This is a genomic window from Haloferax marinisediminis, from assembly GCF_009674585.1.
Lineage (GTDB): Archaea > Halobacteriota > Halobacteria > Halobacteriales > Haloferacaceae > Haloferax > Haloferax marinisediminis.
Window position 1 is genome coordinate 2,090,901 of the sequence record NZ_WKJP01000001.1, and the last position, 16,576, is coordinate 2,107,476.

General features: G+C 61.4%; 18 protein-coding genes and 1 tRNA gene. 10 read left to right on the forward strand and 9 right to left on the reverse strand.

Translation table 11 applies throughout. The annotated features are described in order from the left end of the window. Positions 1 to 72: 72 nt before the first annotated feature. The gene (locus GJR98_RS10835) at positions 73 to 1,383 is read left to right on the forward strand and encodes a hypothetical protein (protein WP_151138318.1); all 1,311 of its coding nucleotides are present in this window, start codon (positions 73 to 75) and stop codon (positions 1,381 to 1,383) included. Between the two features lie 23 nt (positions 1,384 to 1,406). Here GJR98_RS10835 and GJR98_RS10840 read toward each other — a convergent pair whose 3' ends face one another. Beyond that, positions 1,407 to 2,300 (reverse strand): class 1 fructose-bisphosphatase, encoded by an 894-nt coding sequence (locus GJR98_RS10840; RefSeq protein ID WP_151138320.1) that lies wholly within the window; start codon positions 2,298 to 2,300, stop codon positions 1,407 to 1,409. Positions 2,301 to 2,612: 312 nt separating this feature from the next. Further along, a complete protein-coding gene (locus GJR98_RS10845; protein ID WP_151138323.1) occupies positions 2,613 to 3,524 on the reverse strand; it encodes a helix-hairpin-helix domain-containing protein in 912 nt (303 codons plus the stop codon). Between the two features lie 115 nt (positions 3,525 to 3,639). Between GJR98_RS10845 and GJR98_RS10850 the strand changes: the two genes are divergently transcribed. Then, positions 3,640 to 4,500 carry a 3-hydroxyacyl-CoA dehydrogenase family protein gene (locus tag GJR98_RS10850; protein WP_151138325.1) on the forward strand — a complete coding sequence of 287 codons (861 nt, stop codon included), beginning with the start codon at positions 3,640 to 3,642 and terminating at the stop codon, positions 4,498 to 4,500. Positions 4,501 to 4,534: 34 nt separating this feature from the next. Here the strand turns inward: GJR98_RS10850 and GJR98_RS10855 are convergent, their stop codons facing one another. Then, positions 4,535 to 4,750 carry a hypothetical protein gene (locus tag GJR98_RS10855; protein ID WP_151138328.1) on the reverse strand — a complete coding sequence of 72 codons (216 nt, stop codon included), beginning with the start codon at positions 4,748 to 4,750 and terminating at the stop codon, positions 4,535 to 4,537. Positions 4,751 to 4,861: 111 nt separating this feature from the next. Here GJR98_RS10855 and GJR98_RS10860 point away from each other — a divergent pair, with 111 nt between their 5' ends. The 5 genes from GJR98_RS10860 (at position 4,862) to GJR98_RS10880 (ending at position 10,164) form a co-directional block, all read left to right on the forward strand. Continuing rightward, a complete protein-coding gene (locus GJR98_RS10860) occupies positions 4,862 to 5,785 on the forward strand; it encodes an ABC transporter ATP-binding protein (protein ID WP_151138330.1) in 924 nt (307 codons plus the stop codon). Then, a complete protein-coding gene (locus GJR98_RS10865) occupies positions 5,782 to 7,662 on the forward strand; it encodes an ABC transporter permease (protein ID WP_151138332.1) in 1,881 nt (626 codons plus the stop codon). Before GJR98_RS10860 ends, GJR98_RS10865 begins: the two co-directional genes overlap by 4 nt. Continuing rightward, positions 7,655 to 8,710 (forward strand): ABC transporter permease, encoded by a 1,056-nt coding sequence (locus GJR98_RS10870; protein WP_151138335.1) that lies wholly within the window; start codon positions 7,655 to 7,657, stop codon positions 8,708 to 8,710. The genes GJR98_RS10865 and GJR98_RS10870 overlap by 8 nt, the downstream gene beginning before the upstream one ends. Positions 8,711 to 8,799: 89 nt before the next feature. Next, positions 8,800 to 9,114, forward strand: a complete 315-nt coding sequence (locus GJR98_RS10875; protein ID WP_151138337.1) for a DUF5798 family protein — start codon at positions 8,800 to 8,802, stop codon at positions 9,112 to 9,114. Between the two features lie 69 nt (positions 9,115 to 9,183). Continuing rightward, complete coding sequence (locus GJR98_RS10880) at positions 9,184 to 10,164, forward strand: PLP-dependent cysteine synthase family protein (RefSeq protein ID WP_151138340.1); 981 nt, start codon at positions 9,184 to 9,186, stop codon at positions 10,162 to 10,164. A gap of 24 nt (positions 10,165 to 10,188) precedes the next feature. Here GJR98_RS10880 and GJR98_RS10885 read toward each other — a convergent pair whose 3' ends face one another. From GJR98_RS10885 to GJR98_RS10895, 3 genes are all read right to left on the reverse strand, one after another. Then, positions 10,189 to 10,611: a CoA-binding protein gene (locus GJR98_RS10885; RefSeq protein WP_151138342.1), complete on the reverse strand. Its 423-nt coding sequence runs from the start codon at positions 10,609 to 10,611 to the stop codon at positions 10,189 to 10,191. A 117-nt stretch (positions 10,612 to 10,728) separates the two neighbouring features. Beyond that, complete coding sequence (locus GJR98_RS10890) at positions 10,729 to 11,340, reverse strand: RAD55 family ATPase (protein ID WP_151138345.1); 612 nt, start codon at positions 11,338 to 11,340, stop codon at positions 10,729 to 10,731. A 171-nt stretch (positions 11,341 to 11,511) separates the two neighbouring features. Further along, entirely contained in the window at positions 11,512 to 12,360 is an 849-nt protein-coding gene (locus GJR98_RS10895) for a geranylgeranylglycerol-phosphate geranylgeranyltransferase (RefSeq protein ID WP_151138348.1), read from the reverse strand. Positions 12,361 to 12,454: 94 nt separating this feature from the next. Here GJR98_RS10895 and GJR98_RS10900 point away from each other — a divergent pair. Next, positions 12,455 to 12,529 (forward strand) — tRNA-Arg (locus GJR98_RS10900). Positions 12,530 to 12,796: 267 nt separating this feature from the next. Here GJR98_RS10900 and GJR98_RS10905 read toward each other — a convergent pair. Then, positions 12,797 to 13,522 carry an alpha/beta hydrolase gene (locus GJR98_RS10905; RefSeq protein ID WP_151138351.1) on the reverse strand — a complete coding sequence of 242 codons (726 nt, stop codon included), beginning with the start codon at positions 13,520 to 13,522 and terminating at the stop codon, positions 12,797 to 12,799. A gap of 56 nt (positions 13,523 to 13,578) precedes the next feature. Next, positions 13,579 to 14,082, reverse strand: a complete 504-nt coding sequence (locus GJR98_RS10910; protein ID WP_151138354.1) for a DUF6653 family protein — start codon at positions 14,080 to 14,082, stop codon at positions 13,579 to 13,581. 202 nt (positions 14,083 to 14,284) lie between these two features. Between GJR98_RS10910 and GJR98_RS10915 the strand changes: the two genes are divergently transcribed. Beyond that, the gene (locus GJR98_RS10915; RefSeq protein WP_151138356.1) at positions 14,285 to 14,515 is read left to right on the forward strand and encodes a hypothetical protein; all 231 of its coding nucleotides are present in this window, start codon (positions 14,285 to 14,287) and stop codon (positions 14,513 to 14,515) included. A gap of 442 nt (positions 14,516 to 14,957) precedes the next feature. Beyond that, positions 14,958 to 16,091 (forward strand): GNAT family N-acetyltransferase, encoded by a 1,134-nt coding sequence (locus GJR98_RS10920; protein ID WP_191965451.1) that lies wholly within the window; start codon positions 14,958 to 14,960, stop codon positions 16,089 to 16,091. Positions 16,092 to 16,183: 92 nt separating this feature from the next. On the opposite strand, the gene GJR98_RS10925 is transcribed toward GJR98_RS10920, so the two are convergent. Further along, on the reverse strand, positions 16,184 to 16,495 hold the full coding sequence (locus GJR98_RS10925) for a non-histone chromosomal MC1 family protein (protein WP_151138361.1): 312 nt from the start codon (positions 16,493 to 16,495) through the stop codon (positions 16,184 to 16,186). Between the last annotated feature and the right edge of the window lie 81 nt (positions 16,496 to 16,576).

The following is a 16,576-nucleotide window of genomic DNA, read 5'->3' on the forward strand; positions in this document are numbered from 1 at the left end:
CAAAATGGTTTTCCATGCACGATTTGCCACCTATCCGAAACTGATAGGCATCGACTGACTGACACTCGATGCGTGTCCCCTCCATCGACTCCCTCTCGGCGGGCGTTCCTCCACGCGACAGGTGCCGCCGTTTTCGCAAGCGTTTCCGGCTGTCTCGGCCGCCATAATTACGACACGGCGGCACTCGAAGCAGCGCTGGAAGACCCGATTACACGAGTCCCACCGGCTGGCCTTCCGCTCCCCGAGGGCTACCTCGGGAGCGCACGTGGCACCGCCCAACGAAGCGCGTCGGCACTCGCGGACCGTCTGTCCTCGCTTCCCGACGACGTCTCACCGGACAGTCCCTCCGTCGAGCGAGCGTCGAACCACTTGAAGTGGGGTCGGGCAGCCATCTCTGAGAGCACCCAGCAACAGTCCACCGACGCGATGCGGCGGATTCGAGAGGCACGAACTACGTTCGGAAAAGGTCACGGATGGCTCGATGCCGCCGTGGGAGCGATGGAGACTGCCGGGCTGAGGGAGCAAGCCACCGACCTCAGTCGTGTGCTCACCCGTTCGTGGACAGACGTTGAGTATCGGGCGACGACGATTCCGGTCGGCATCTACGTCGCCGGTGAGTCTGAGAATCTTCTGTTCGAAGCGGCGTCCTCGCCCGAATCGGTCGACCGGGCACTGGACGGCGTCGACAGCACCGACGACGACGAGAAACGCGCTCGACTGTTCACCGCTGCTGCGGCCGAAGTCGCACACGCCCGTGCGGCGCTCGCGGACGCATACGCCGTCATCAGCGGGCAACGCGAGAACGTCTTCGAAGGGACACCTTCACTTCGAGACCCGATTGCCGCCGCGGCGCGGAGCCTCCTCGAAACGACCGAGGCAGACATCGAATCGGTGACACTGGCCGCGGACGACCGGCCATGGGTCGTCCACGAGGTACTCGACGAACTGTCCGTCAGGCCACCGCGCGACGTTCGAGACGCGCTCGGCGCGGACCGTCCGGCGACGGCGCTCTCGAACCTTCGATGGCGACTGCAACGACTCACTGCCCGGGACTTACTCGACACTGACGCGCTGTCGGTTCCAGAGTTGAGCGAGGCACTGGTCTCGTCTCGGCGTGCAACTATCGAGGCACTCCAGCAGTCGCGTTCGAACGTCGGTGGCCCCGTCGAGCAAACCTGTGTTCGACAGGCACAGTTCGAAGCAGTGCGTGGTGACCGTGACCTGGAGAACGTCGCCAACGAAGCGCGGAGAACCGGGGCCCGAACCACTAAGTTTGCGACACAGACGTACGCCCACTACGTCGCCGCCCGAACACTCGCAGAGGCAGCGAACCCGACGGCTACGAGACTCGTGAGCGCAGTCGAAAACGAACTCGGTCGGTAGTTCAGCGCCGCTTCGGCTGGGAGTTATTCTAACGCCGCTTCGAGTTTGGCTACGAGGTCCGAGTTGCCGATGTAGACTGGTGTGCGGGCGTGGAGCTCGTCCTTGTCGACGTCGAGAAGCGACTTCGTCCCGTCGGACGAGGCGCCACCCGCAGTTTCGAGGACGTAGCCGATTGGGTAGCCTTCGAACTGGACGCGCAGTTTGCCCTCTGGGGCGGACTCGAGTGCAGGATAACTGAAGATGCCGCCGTAGGTGAGAATCTGGTTCACGTCGCCGATCATCGACCCGCCGTAGCGGAGCTTTCGGGAGTCGTCCTGTTCGACCTCACGAGCGAACGCCTCGAACTCGTCGGTCCAGTCGGGGACGCGTCCGCCGAACCCGTAGACGCTTCCGTTCTCGGGGAGCGAGATGTCCTCGCGAACGAGTTCGTAGCTCGCGTCGTCGTATATGATGTGTTCGTCGACACTGCCGTCACGGGCGACGATCATCGTCATCACCGGTCCGTAGAGGACGTAGCCTGCGGCGACGATATCGCGGCCGTGTGCCGGCAGCGGCGCGTCGTAGACGGCGAAGATAGTGCCAACGGTGTTGTTGGGCTTCAGGTTCGACGAGCCATCGAGGGGGTCGAGCGCGACAGAGAGCGGGCCGTTGCCGACGTCGATAGACTCGGGTCGTTCCTCACTGGCGTACTCACCGACGCCTTCCAGAGCGCCGATTCGTTCACAGAGGAGTTCGTCTGCCCAGATGTCTGCAGCCATCTGCGTCTCGCCGCTCGGGTTCTGGTCTTCGGCCGCGACACGGCGACTTGGGAGTCCCGTGCGAATCTCGGGAGCAGTGGTCGCGATGACCTCGACGACTTCGTCGATGGTGCGTACGTCGCGTGCAGAACTCGCGGTGTTGACGTCTTTGGTCGCCATCACAGACACCTCCCGGCGGAACTGTGACGTGTTCGCGACTCGGGCCCGTAGAGACGGGAACCCGGACCAGGGGCAATCGAAGACGTGGAGGTCGTCTGCGGGGGGACGACGGTCGTGTCGGCGCCGGACATCATCTGGTTCAAAATCGTGTAACCAGATATTTAAAGACTCTGCCTCAGTGGAGTGTGGGTAGGATGCCGAATTTGGGCATTAGGGAGTTCATAACCGAATCTTGCGTGTAATTTTGAACCGAATTCAACTTACTACTCAAATAGTAAATATTCGGCTACAGAGTCGGTGGTCGCAGGTCGGTCACTTCGTGGCATCGCGTGCTTGCGATTTCCACTCGCGGATGGTCGCTTCGTCGATTTGGAGCGCATCTGCGACGTGCTCTGGGTCCGACGTCGCGAGTCGGCGGACCGAGCGAACGCCTGCTTCGGCGAGGAGTTCGGCGTCGTCTTCGTCCACACCTTCGAGCGTCGTGAGCGGCGTCGGTTTCGACCGCTCACGCCACGCCGCTTCGGCGGCGACGGCGTCACCAGACCCGTCGGCGGATGTTCCAGAACGGCCGCGTGGCGTCCAGTCACCACGCTGGTTGGGTTGCTCTTTGGCTGTGCCCGTTTCACCAGTCGGTGTCCAGTCGCCCGACTGCGTCTGCCGTTCGCCTCCCGACGTCGACCCAGACGGTGTCCAATCTCCGTCCCGAGTCGGACTCTCGTTCGACGAGGTGGTCGACTGGTCCGAGGTTCCAGTCGGTGTCCAGTCGCCGGATTCCTTTTCGTCGTCGGCGTCCCAGTTGCCAGAACTCGCTGCGACCCACGCGCGTTCGTCGTCGCCCAATCCACGAACTTGAGACGACCGGCGGTCCAAGTCGTCCCCCGAGTTGAACGACCACGCGAGTGAGTGCCACCGGCGAATCTTGGCAGCGACACCGGGGTTCACGCCTGCTTGGACGAGGTCGCGATAGCACACCTCGCCGTCGACGATCGATTCGACGTCGATATCTGACGATTCCAGCAAGTCCTCTGTCGCCGGCCCGATGAACTTCAGGTCCTGGAGTTCGACGGGGACGGGGTCAGTTTCAGACTCTGCATGCGGTTTGAGCAGATGCTCTATCGCCTCGTCAGTGTTCGTTGGGTGCGCCTCGCTCGATTCCTCAGTGTCCGTTGGGAGCTCCTCGGCGGCGTCGTCGTCGCGTTTGCCCGTGTCGTTCTCGCCAGTCACCGTTGCATGTCACCAGTCAGGGCCGTAACTTGACTGTTTCCGTGAAAGTCACGAATTTGTCATTATTTTCGATGGGTCGGCAAGTTTTACCTTACCCCCTTACGGAGTCCAGCGTATGCGCGGCATGAACGATATCGACACGGTTGGCGTCGTCGGCGCTGGGACGATGGGCAACGGAATCGCACAGGTCGCGGCTATGTCGGGGTACGACGTAGTCATGCGTGACCTCGAATCGGAGTACGTCGAACGCGGGCTCTCGGCCATCGAGAACAGTCTCTCGCGGTTCGTCTCGAAGGACAAACTGAGTGAGTCCGAGGCCGAGGCGACCAAAGACCGCATCACGGGCACGACCGACTTCGACGCACTCGCAGACTGTGACTTCGTCGTCGAAGCGGCCGTCGAGAACATGGACATCAAACAGTCTATCTTCGCAGATCTCGACGACCTCCTCCCCGAGGACGTGATTCTCGGGACGAACACGAGTACGCTCTCGATTACGACCATCGCCTCGGCCACAGACCGACCAGAACAGGTCGTCGGCCTGCACTTCATGAACCCGGTTCCCATCATGAAAGGCGTCGAAGTCGTCCGTGGCGAGAAGACCGACCCTGCCGTCGTCGAGTTCGCCCACGAGTTCTCTGAGGACCTCGGCAAGGAGACGTGGGAGTCCGACGACAAACCCGGCTTCGTCACCAACCGCATCCTCATGCCGTGGTTGAACGAAGGCATCCGCGCCTACGACGAGGGTGTCGCCTCGAAGGAGGACATCGACCGCGGCATGACGCTGGGCACGAACGTCCCGATGGGGCCGCTCACGCTCGCCGACCACATCGGTCTCGACATCTGTCTGGACGCGTCAGAGACGCTCTTCGAGGAACTCGGCGACCGCTACAAGCCTGCCTACCTGCTCAAGCGTAAGGTCGCCGCCGGTGACCTCGGCAAGAAGACGGGCAAAGGGTTCTACGAGTACGAATAGGTGTCCGTCGAGAGACGCTGAACAGAACCGCTGGCTACGACTTTTTCCAGTAGCGGAGCACGCCAGCACCGACGACGCCGACCGCCAGAAACAAGCCGCCAATTCCAGCCAATCCCAGTGCCAACCCTGTTACCGCCTCCACGCCGCCGCTGGCGACGTAGGCGAGAACCGCACCGAAGAAGAAGATAGCGGCGACGAAGCCCCCGACGAAGAGGACGAACGTCGGTGTGAGGTAGTCGTCAGCGGGCATGTTCGTCCATTGGATTCCGAGAGACGAAGCTGTTGTCCCACAGAGAGGAACGCTCTCAGTTTTGAAATCGCGCGCGAACCCTTTTATTCCATCCCGCGTGAAGGTCTGCCAATGATAACGGTCGAGAACCTCCGAAAGACCTACGGCGACTTCCCCGCCGTCGTGGGCAGTGATTTCTCGGTCGAGTCGGGCGAGGTGTTCGGCATCGTCGGTCCCAACGGCGCGGGCAAGACGACGACTCTGAAGATGCTCGCCGGACTCGTCGAACCCACCTCCGGTACGGCGGAGGTGCTCGGGTTCGACCCCGAAGACCCCGAGATGCGTCGAAAACTCGGCTTCCTCCCCGAGGAGTCGCCGCTGTACGAGGATATGACACCCCGGTCGTACCTCCGATTCTTCGCAGACCTCTACGACGTTCCCCGCGACGTCGCCGACGAGCGAACCGGCGAAGTCCTCGACAGACTGGACCTCGAATACCGCGACAGGCGCCTCGGCGACATGTCGAAAGGGATGAAGCGCAAGGTGGCAATCGCCCGGTCGCTCGTCAACGACCCCGACTTGCTCATCTACGACGAACCCGCGAGCGGACTCGACCCGTTGACGACGAACGTCGTCCTCGAATTCGTCCGCGAACTCCGTGACGAAGGTAAGACCGTCGTCTTCAGCGCCCACAACCTGTTCCACGTCGAGTCGGTCTGTGACCGGGTCGTCATCCTCAACCGTGGTGAGATAATCGCCCGTGGAACGGTCCCAGAGATTCGCGCAGAACACGGCGAGACGACCTACCACGTCTACACGACGGTCGAACTTCCAGCGACTGACGACCATCCAGCGACGACACCCGAAGGCGACCGATTCGTCGCGGAAGTCGCCGACATGGCGGCCGTCGAAACACTCCGTGAAGCGGCCGAATCCGCCGGTGGGCGCGTCTCTGACATCCGAACCGACGAAGCATCACTCGAAGATATCTTCCTCCGTCTCGCGCGCGAGTCGCCCACGACGAGCGCCGCCGAAGGGGGTCGCGGGCGGTCGTGACCGACCGCAATTCGGACCGTCGAGACCCGTCGGAGAGCCGAGTCGGTGACGTTCGAACCCGTCTCGTCTCGCATCTGCGGGCAGTCGCGCGTATCGCCCAATGGGAAGTCTCGCGGTCTGCTGGGACCGTCGACCGCAAAACCATCGCACTCGGTCTGGTCGCTGCGCTCGTCGCCGCCGGCATCGCCGCGGGTGCAGTTGGAAGCGGTGTCGCCCTCGACCAGAATCTCTACCGCGTCGGCATCGCGGCCGATAGTCCGTACTACGACGCAGTCGAGCAGTCGTCGGTCCTCGAACCGCGGCCGATATCGGACCGGAACGTCGAACTCGTCGTCAGCGAGACACACATCTCCCTCAACACCAACTCACAGTCCAGTCAGGCAGCGTACCGGGCGTTCCGTGAGGCAGTTCAGTCGTACAACGAACGCCAGATGGCACGCGAACCGAACCAATCTGCGGCGTTTCCGGTCGTCGTGAACCTCCAGTACCGAGACCGTGGCGCGTTGGTTCCTGCAGGGAGCAGAGTCGACGGTGGGGGGAACGACGGGTCTGGCACTCTCGGCGGGACCGGTGACTCGTCGGGAACCGCTGACGGAGGTGCCTCGTCTGCAGACACGGACGACGAGTCGGCCGGAACTGGAGTGGACTCGTCCGACGCTGCGGCCGCTGACGACGACAGAATCGGCACTTCGTCGCTCGGCGGGATGGCGGAAATATTCGGTGGCGACACGAGCGGTTCTCCGGCGAGTATCAATCCGCCGTTCCCCTTCGCCTCGCTCGTCCTCGCGTTCGCCTTCCTCGTCCCGATGAACTTCGTGATTCAGGCATACGGGTCGAGCATCCTCAACGAACGTGTGAATCGCCGCGGTGAACTCTTACTCGTCGCGCCCATCTCACCGGGCGACATCGTCGCTGGGAAGACCCTTCCGTACCTCGCAGGGATGGTCGGAATCACCGTCGCCATCGCCGCGGCCATCGGCGGTGGTCCCGTCTCTGTTGCCGCCGTCATTCCCATCGGGTTGCTGTTCCTCTCGTCGACGTTCGTCGGGGCGATGTTCGCGCGCTCGTTCAAGGAACTCACTTTCGTGACGGTCACCGTCTCGGTGTTCTTGACGACGTACACCTTCGTTCCAGCAATCTTCACGAACGTGACGCCGATTGCGCTCATCTCGCCGTTGACGCTCGTGGTCCGTGACCTCGGCGGCGACGCGATCTCACTCGGTGACTTCGCGTTCTCTACCGGGCCGATTCTCCTCGCTGCACTCGTCTTGTTCCTCCTCGGAACCGGCGTCTACCGCGAAGAGGACATGTTCACCCAGCGGTCGGTGCCGCTCAAGTTCCTCGACGCGCTCGACAGCCGTATCTCGCGCCCGCGGTCGATTGCGACCCTCTCGGCGTTGTCGATTCCGTTCGTCTTCATCGCCGAACTCCTCGCTATCGCCGTGCTGTTCGTCCTCCCAGTGGACGTGACGGTGCCGCTCGTCCTCGTCGCCGTCGCCGTCATCGAAGAACTCGCCAAGAGCCTCCACGTGTACGCCGCCTTCGAGAAAGCCAGATTCGCACGGACGGTTCGTATCTCGCTCCTCCTCGGTGGCCTCTCCGGACTCGGATTCTTCCTCGGCGAGAAGTTCACCGCCATCGTCCAACTCGTTGGACTGCCGTCGCTCACGTTGGGTCAGGCGGCGTTCGCTCCTTCCGGCATCGGTCTCGCCACCGCCGCAGGGTTGCTCGTCGCACCACTCGTCCTTCACGCGGTGACGGCCAGCGTGACCGCACTCGGTGCCAGACGGGGGAAATCGGCGTACGGCCTCGCACTCGTCGGGGCGATTGGAATCCACGTCGTCTACAACTTACAGGTGGTGGCGCACCTTGGGTAATCCACGATTCACCATCGCACGGCGTGAACTCGGCAGTCTGCGAAAGGAGAAGACAATCGTCCTCGCGCTCGCCATTCAACTGTTCGTGGCGGCGTTCTCGTCGTTCCTCGTCGTCGGCCTCGTCTCGCTGTACGACCCCGGTGCAGGGACCTATCAGGTTGACGTCGCGGTCACTGGCGGTGAAGATGCAAACGACCTGCTCCGGGCGGTGAGCAGCGAGTCTGGTCTCACTGCACGTCCGTACGCGTCGACCGACGCCGCGATGACGGCCTTCGAGGAGCGCCAGGTAGACGCGGTCGTAGAGGCGTCAACTGGGCCTGATGGGCGAGTCCAACTCGTCGCAATCGCTCCCGACTCGGGTGTGGAGACGACTGCCGTCGTCGTCCGCCTGCGCGACGCACTTCGCGCACTGGAACGGACCGAGCGTTCCCAGCGGAGCGAGTTCCTGACGACGAACCCGCTTCCGGTCCCACCGGCGACGGAGTCGAGTCCGTACTTCAGCTTCACCTACACGGTGCTCGTCCCGCTCCTGTTGTTCCTCCCTGTGTTCATCGCAGGGTCACTCGTCGTGGACTCGCTCACCGAAGAAGTCGCCAGAGGGACACTCGAACTTCTTCGCGTCGCCCCCGTGAGCTTCTCGGCCGTCGTCGACGGTAAACTCCTCGCAGCCGGCGGACTGGCACCGATTCAGGCGGTGGCGTGGATGCTCCTCTTGCAACTGAACGGTACCGGAATCGACAACATCACGTGGTTGTTCGGGATGGTCACCGGTCTCACAGCAGTCGTCGTCACGCTCGGTGCGACAGTCGCGATTACGGCACCCGACCGCCGGATTGCACAACTCCTCTACTCACTCGGCGTTCTCCTCGTCTTCGCGGGAACGTCGCTCCTCCCGCTCAACCCCGCGAACACTGCGGCCCGATTGGCACTCGGCACTGCAGGCCTCGACGCCTATCTCGCCGTGATTGGCCTCGTCGTCGTCGGACTCGTCTCGCTTCTCGGCCTGCGTGTCGTCGTCGACGGTGCCGACCCGAACGAACTCGGGTGACTCGTCGGGCCGATTCGGAGGTCGTATCGCGGACAGACCTGTGACGTTGCACCGGAAGGCGTACAAGCCCGGAGTTCAACGGGCGACACATGGGAATCGGAGGCACTGCGAAGAAACTCCAGAAAGTCGCAGAGATGGCCGAAGACGTCTACAAGAAGCTCAACGAACTTCGAGAGCAAATCGTCGAAGTCCGTGAGACTGTCGGCGAGACGAAGCAACGCGTCGACCGACTCGAAGCCGAAAACGCCGAGCAACGGGCGATTCTCGAAGCAATCGCCAAAGAGCAGGACATCGACACCGACGCGGTCATCGCAAACGCACACATCGCCGAAGCCGAAGAACCGGCCGAATCGGACGAATCGGACGAATCGGCGTCCGACGACACCGAGACGACCGAAGAGTAAGGGACTGTTTTCTGCCCACCCCGCGGCAGGATGATAACGTTCAGGACACGGGGCAACATTTGCCCCAGTATGACCACGCACCGCGAACCCCTCGACTCGGTGCTCGACACCGTTGGCGAGACACCACTCGTCAGGGTCCACGCGTCCCCCGACGAGGTTCCCGTCTACGCCAAACTCGAGTCGTTCAACCCCGGCGCGAGCGTCAAAGACCGCATCGGGAAGTACATGCTCGAACGGATGCTCGAATCGGGTGATTTGCCCGAGGGTGGGACCATCGTCGAACCGACTGCCGGCAACACCGGTATCGGCCTCGCCGTCGCTGCAGGGCAACTCGGCATCCGTGCGGTGTTCGTCGTCCCCGAGCGATTCAGCGTCGAGAAACAGACGCTCATGCGCGCCCTCGGCGCCGACGTCGTGAACACGCCCACCGAAGACGGCATGGGTGGGGCCATCGACCGAGCACACCAACTCGCCGAAGAACTTGACGACGCTGTCGTCCCACAGCAGTTCTCCAACCCGCTCAACCCCGAAGCGCACTACGAGACCACGGCACCAGAGGTGTACGACGCACTCGACGGCGAAGTCGGTGCCCTCGTCGCCGGATGTGGAACCGCTGGAACACTGATGGGGATGGCCCGCTACGGCCGCGAGAATCACGAATCCACGTTCGTCACCGCCGTCGAACCCGTGGGGTCACTCTACTCGACGCTTCACGGCCGCGACGTCGAAGAGGGTGCGTACAAGACCGAGGGTATCGGGACGCACAATCCCGCGACGAACGAGTTGTTCGACCCCGATTTGGTGGACGAAATCGTCCAAATCGGCGACCGTGAGACGCACGCTGAGATGCAACGACTCGCCACAGAAGAGGGCCACCTCGTCGCGTCCAGTTCCGCAGCAAACAGTCTCGCTGCGCTCGACGTGGCCGAGCGTGCTGCTGCCGGCGAACTCGACTTGCCGTACGACTCTGTCGTGACGGTGTTCCCCGACTCGTCAGAGCGATACCTCTCGAAGGGCGTCTACGGCGACTTCGACTCCTGGGAAGGGTAAGACGACCTCACGGGTAGTCTGTCGTCAGACGGCGAGTCTGGCGTGTTCGACCTTGTAACACAGGTCCTGGACGAATTCGAGACCTGCTTCTTTGGCCCGCGCTGCGGCCTCGTCGTCGCGGATACCGAGTTGGAGCCAGACTGCGTTGACGTCACCGCGCGTTGCTGCGCGTTCGATTGCAGCGTCGACGACACCACCCGCCTCCTTGGACGGCCGGAACACGTTGACGAGGTCGACGTCTTCTTCGACGTCTGCCAGCGAGTCGTACGCCTTCTCTCCCAGAACTTCGTCGTGATACGGATTGACCGGGATGACTCGATAGCCGTGGCGCTGCATGTACGCCGGAATCTCGTGCGCGGCCTTCCCCGGCGTGGCCGAACAGCCGACGACTGCGATGGTCTCGTAGTCGAGCACTGCGCGAAGTTCGTCGGTATTCGTGATGGACATAGCTACACGAACGCGGTTCGTGGCTAAAAGACTCGGGCGAGCGTGCGTCGCTCGTGCAGTCACACGTGACGTCGATATCTGCTGGAGCGACGCTCGACCGTCGGTAGGCCTGCGTCGTCAGTCGCTAGCGAGGCGAACGCTCGGCTCTGCGTCTTCGTAGGTCGTGATGATACCGTCGAACAGCTGTTTGATGGTGTTCATCGTTCGGTCGTCGTGAGCGTCCGCGTCGATCGCGAACAGTCCCAGTCCACCGACGCTCTGGATGCGACCGGTGAAGACGTGGAGGAAGCGGAACACGGTCTGGAGGTCGGCGTACATGAGGAGCGTCGACAGTGAGTGGAGCATGATGCGATTTTGCTCGAGGCCGCGCTCCTGGTAGTACTCCTGTAGCACCTCGGAGAGTTTGATTCCGATTCCAGTCATATCGACCGGCGAGGAGGTGTACTTGATTCGGTCGTCGTCGCGGACTTCGCCGACTCCCTGTTGTCTGGTGACGCAGTCGACGACCGACACCGGTTTGTCTTCGTAATCGACCCGTTTTGCGAAGTCCTTGAGGACGCGGTCTGCCCCGTCTTTCGTCGTGACGATGATGGCACCTTCACCGTGTTCGGTTCCCTCCGCGAGAATATCGAGAGCCAACGACCGCTTGCCAGTCAGCGGTGGGCCACTAATCAGAAGATTCGTCCCCGGCTCGACCTCGACGCCGAGTTCCGAGCCAAGGTCATACATACGAGTACCTCGGCTCAGTAGGGTCGACTCCGAGGTGTACTAACGCATGACGCTTCCGCTCGCCGGGGGTCATCGGATAGTACGACCATTCGGTGAGCCGGTAATATTCTTTTTGATTGGTGTGAGGATATTTCACTCATCTTTCCTGTCAATGAAATAATCCGATAGTTCTCAGATGGCGAGGAGTGTCGTCGCACGGCCGACGATGAACGCGAAGGAGGCGAGGAGCATCCCTTGTTTGAGTCGGCGCTGGGCGACACTCGGGTTCTCGAACGACTGTGCCGACGCGACCAGCATCACACCGTCGGCGGGAACGACCAACCCGAGGTACGCGAGTCCGAACTCACCGTTGAGGAATGGAACTGCACTCGCAGCGACGGCGACGACGAGGACAGCGACCCCTAACCAGAGAGACGGTCGCTCACCGACCACGATGGGGAGGGTTCGAAGCCCCTCTTCTCTGTCGCCGGCGATGTCTTCGACGTCTTTGACGATTTCACGAGTGAGCGTCGCAAGTGCGGCGAGGATACAGAGGACGAGCGCACCCAGCGGGTTGCCGATTGCTGCGCCACCGAACAGGAACGTCGACCCCGTGAGCGCAGCGACGACGACGTTTCCGACTCCGGGGAGTCCCTTGAAGAACTCCGTGTACGCGAGGAGTGCGACGAGGTTCACCACTGCGATGGCGATGGCGACGAGCGGGAGTACGAGCGCCGACACGACGGCGCCGCCGAACAGCGCGACGCTGAACCACTTGGCTTCGGCCGCCGTGACTGCACCACGTGGGATGGGTCGGTCCGGGCGATTGATGCGGTCGATGTCGCGGTCGAAGTAGTCGTTGACCGCGTTCCCTGCGCCCGTCGCAAAGACCGTCGCGAGGACAGCCGCGACGACTGCGAGGGTGTCGCTGAGTGTCGCGCCGGCGACGAACGCCCCCGTGAACGTGAGGACGCCCGCGGCGATCGCGTTCCCTGGCCGGGTGAGTTCGACGAACCCGCTCGCCCGCGCTCCGAGAGACATACCGGGTAGTGTTCGGACGCCCCGTATAAATCGCGCGGAGTCGCCGCCGCGAATCAATTCATTTAAACATGACCGCAGCACACGATTGAATGTAGGGCGCTTAGCTCAGTCTGGACAGAGTGCTTGGCTTCGGACCAAGTTGCCGTGGGTTCAAATCCTGCAGCGCCCATGATTCTTCCGCGAACAACGTGAGCGGAGAATCATCTCCGCGAAGGATTTGAATTAGACCGGGGTTCTGCGCGAAGCGCAGGTTCTCGGGCGTAGTTCACAATCCTGCAGCGCCCATCTTCCTTCGACGAACCAACCTACGCAGAGACCCGTCTCCGTAGATGGAATGTGGGTCTTCGTCTAGTACCGATTTCCCGTGAGTCCACCCGTGACGAGTCTTCGATTCGACTACTCCACACCAACGAGTGCTGTGGACGCGCCCCCCGCCTCACCCACCCACCCACGGAACCACAACCTCAGCAAGTCGTCGATGCGCTTCGTCGTACGAAATCGAAGCAGGCGAATCCCCGCGCTGGCCTCGATACGAACCGAACTGCGTGTGGTTCATCCCCTGAACCTCGTGGCTCGTCGCGGTCGGTGGTAATCGTGCCTGCGCCGCTTGGTAGTTCTCGCGGTCGAGGACAGTATCTGCGCTCCCGGTGACGCTCAGGACAGCAACCGACTGGTTGCTCAGGTCCACGTTACAGTAGGATGCGAACAGGAGGAGGCCCTGTACCTCGTGTGAACTGGCGTACTGGCAGGCGGCAACGCCCCCAAGTGAATGACCACCGACGAACCACGTCTGAATCGCGGGGTTGCGACGCTGAATCGTCGCAGCGGCATCGGTGTCGAGGAGTGCAGTGTTGAGTGGCATCTCCGGAATGAACACCGTGACGTTCGTCTGTTTGACCACCGGTGCGAACGTACTGTAGTAGGCGTCAGGAGCGACACGACCACCCGGATAGAACACGAGCCCAACAGTCGAGTCGGCATTCACGGGAGAGAGGACGTGGACACCATCTGTCGTCTCGACGGAGACCTGTGGGTCGTCCACGACCTCTTGGACCGACGACGGCGTTCCGTGATACGGAACCGAGAAGTAGAGTGCTGCACCGCCGCCGAGGACGATAAAAACGACAAACACGACGACGGCCCCTCGTTTCCACCGACTCATATCGTTCGAAAGAACGTGTCACGTGTATAAACAGTAGCTGGTTGGTGAACGATTCACTATTCGCTCACCGGCGTTCGCTCGGCGGGCGATTCCAACTCCGAGTTCACTGACCCCTCCGCATCGTACAACTTCACCATCCGGTCGAAGAACACGAACATGAACACCATCGACACACACAGTCCACCCGCTGTTCGAAGCCGCTGACGTTTCACGGCCGCACGCAACGTGTACAGATTGGCCATCGCACCGAGTGCAGTAATCCCGACGGCACCCGTCTCGGACAGCAACCCACGTTCGAGCCACACCTGCTCGCCTAAGACGACGCGAGTCGCCCACGCGTCGTCTGTCTCTGGTGGTGAGACCACGGCGAGGTTCGCGAAGATCGAGAGGAGCGCCACGGCCAACAGTGGCCGGCTTCGGCGGTAAATCGCCGCAATGAACACGGGATAGAGTGCCACGAACGCCCAGACACTCCGGGGATTCGCGTGCGGACTCCAGAACACGTCGTCGACGAACTCACCAACAGTCCCTCTGTGTTGGATTTCACCCTCGGCCGTCATCGTGGTAAAACTACGGCAGGATGGCGAATAAAGACGACTGGCCAACGGGTTCAGACGCCCGTCGGGTGTCGACGCTGTTTACTGATCACGATGCAACTCGGCAGTACGTCCCCCTTCAACCAGTCACAGAGAAATCAAAATAGTGCGCCAGTTACGCGGAGGGGAAGGCTCTTATACTGTCCAATGAAGCCGAAATTAGCACATGAAGCACTGCTCGCATCCCGGTTGTTCGTGGCAGGCAATCGCCCCCTCTGCGGATGCTGCACTGACACAGTACGCTGAACACCTCGTCGAAGAACACTCCCGAACGGTCGACGTGGACATCCCGGACGGTATGGTCCAAATCAAACTCCACGAGGACGCAGAGTGGATTACCACGACGTTCGAAGAGGCACGGGAACTCCACGACTCGGTCGACGACGAGTACGAGTAATCCGAGTCTTTTCGTGGCTACTCTTTCGACCTCGGCCACGTCGATGGAATGTCGCTCCCATCCTCAACCGAGAGGCAACCTTCAAACTTCGCAAACGTCGGGTTCTGTACGAACTTCCCTCCGAGAACCGTCTCACCCAACCCGAATTTCGTAGGGGTTCCACACTGGGACAGCCTGTTGTCGTGAATCGTCCCGGGGCGCTGGGTGGGTAAGCGCAGACGACCGTCCAGACCACGCCACCCATCTACCTCTTCTTCGACGAACCGACGGAGTGGTTTCGACATCCCTACAACCCAGTTAGGGAGTCAGTACGAGCGACCGTGCGGGGGTTCTTCCGGACTGACTACTCGTCCGTTTTATGGCTCGTCTGTCCAGTATTCTTCGACTTGCTCAGGATAGACGATATATAACAATACAGTCTGTCTTGGAATATCCATACGAGATGGGGCATCTTCATCAGCGGGACCAACGAACTGATGGGTACCGCGTCCAACAATTCTCGGCAGAAAATCTGGACGGTTTCTTATCTCTCCACGAACTCACGTATGGCGGCGAACCGACGACAGAACTCTTCGACTGGCGGTACAACAGTCCGTATCTAGACGAGATTCCGATATTCGTCGCACTCGACGATGCAGACACTGTCGTCGGTGCAACCGCATTCTTACCGTTTCGAATCGCTGCAGGCGACACCGCGGCGCTCGCCCTCCAACCGGCGAACGCGATGGTCCACCCGGAACATCGACGGAACGGTCTGTTCAGTCGGACGTTGACGAGCGCGATTGACCACTACCGCGAGAGCGATGCAGAGTTCTTCTTCAATTTCCCCACCCCGCCGGCGCTTCCCGCGCTCACGAAACTCGGTTGGGAGGACGTCGGGACGATGCCAACGTGCTTCCGTCTTCAGCACCCGGTCGCGTTGCTCAACGGCTCAGTTCCGGATTCGATTACGCCGGTGGCATCTCGGATTGCGACGACCGTCGCGAAAGGCCACTGTCGAATCCGTCGCGGATTTGCAGATTGTGACCCGAGCATCGACGTCGAGCGATACGACGACGTTCCTGTCGACCTGTTCGTCGACCTGTACGAGGAGAACGTCCCGGAGCGAGTCCACGTCGTCAAAGACAGGGCATACGTTGGATGGCGGTTCGGCAATCCCACGTGGGACACCGTCTCGTACGTGGCGCGACGGGATGGCCGTCCAGTCACCGGTCTCGTCGCGTGTACACGGCAGGCGAATGGAATCACGGTAACTGTCTTGATGAGCGTCCTGCCATCGACGGCCGTCGACCGAGATACCGATGCGCTCGTTGCTGTGCTCGACGCCGTCGTCGACGACCACCGACACGTCGACGTGATTCGCGTGAGTGGGTATTCGCTCCCGGACTCGATTCTCGAACGATTTGACTTCCTCAGCAACCACGCATTCCCACTGTCACGAGTGACCAACAAGACACACCTGGTCACCAGACCAATCGTAGACGACGCCGAAGACCAGTGGTATCTGGGAGGTCACAACATCAGTGGAAAAGACAACTGGCTCATCGAACTCGCCGACCAGGATGCGCCGTTCTAACCGTTTGCAGTCGCTGCCGCTGACTCGTACACTGCGCCGAAGCCACCCGATAAATTGGTTGGCTCAATGTCGCAGTCGCAGATGCGACGCAGTTACTCCTCTAGGTGTTCGATGCCCTGTTTCGACACGTTCGAGCGGGTGACGTAGTCGTCCATCCACTCGGGGGCGTCGTCGCCTTTCTCTTCGGTCCACGCCCAGCCTTCGTAGATGTGAACTTTGTCGGTTCCACGCTCGCGGAGTCTGAGCGTCGCGTGCCCATCGATTTCGTCGCGACTCGGGGCGGGGTGTAGTCGTCGAGCAGCCTTCAACGCTGCCTGTCGGGGGTACTTACCACTGAAGACGCTGGTCTCTTCGCCATCGTCCTCCACGAGGACGAAATTTCGCTTACCATCTTCTCGGACCATGATTGCCTCTACCACGCACTCCAAATTAGTAGTTCGTGTCGTCACACATTCTTCGAGTTGACACGATATCGTCGCCTAGAG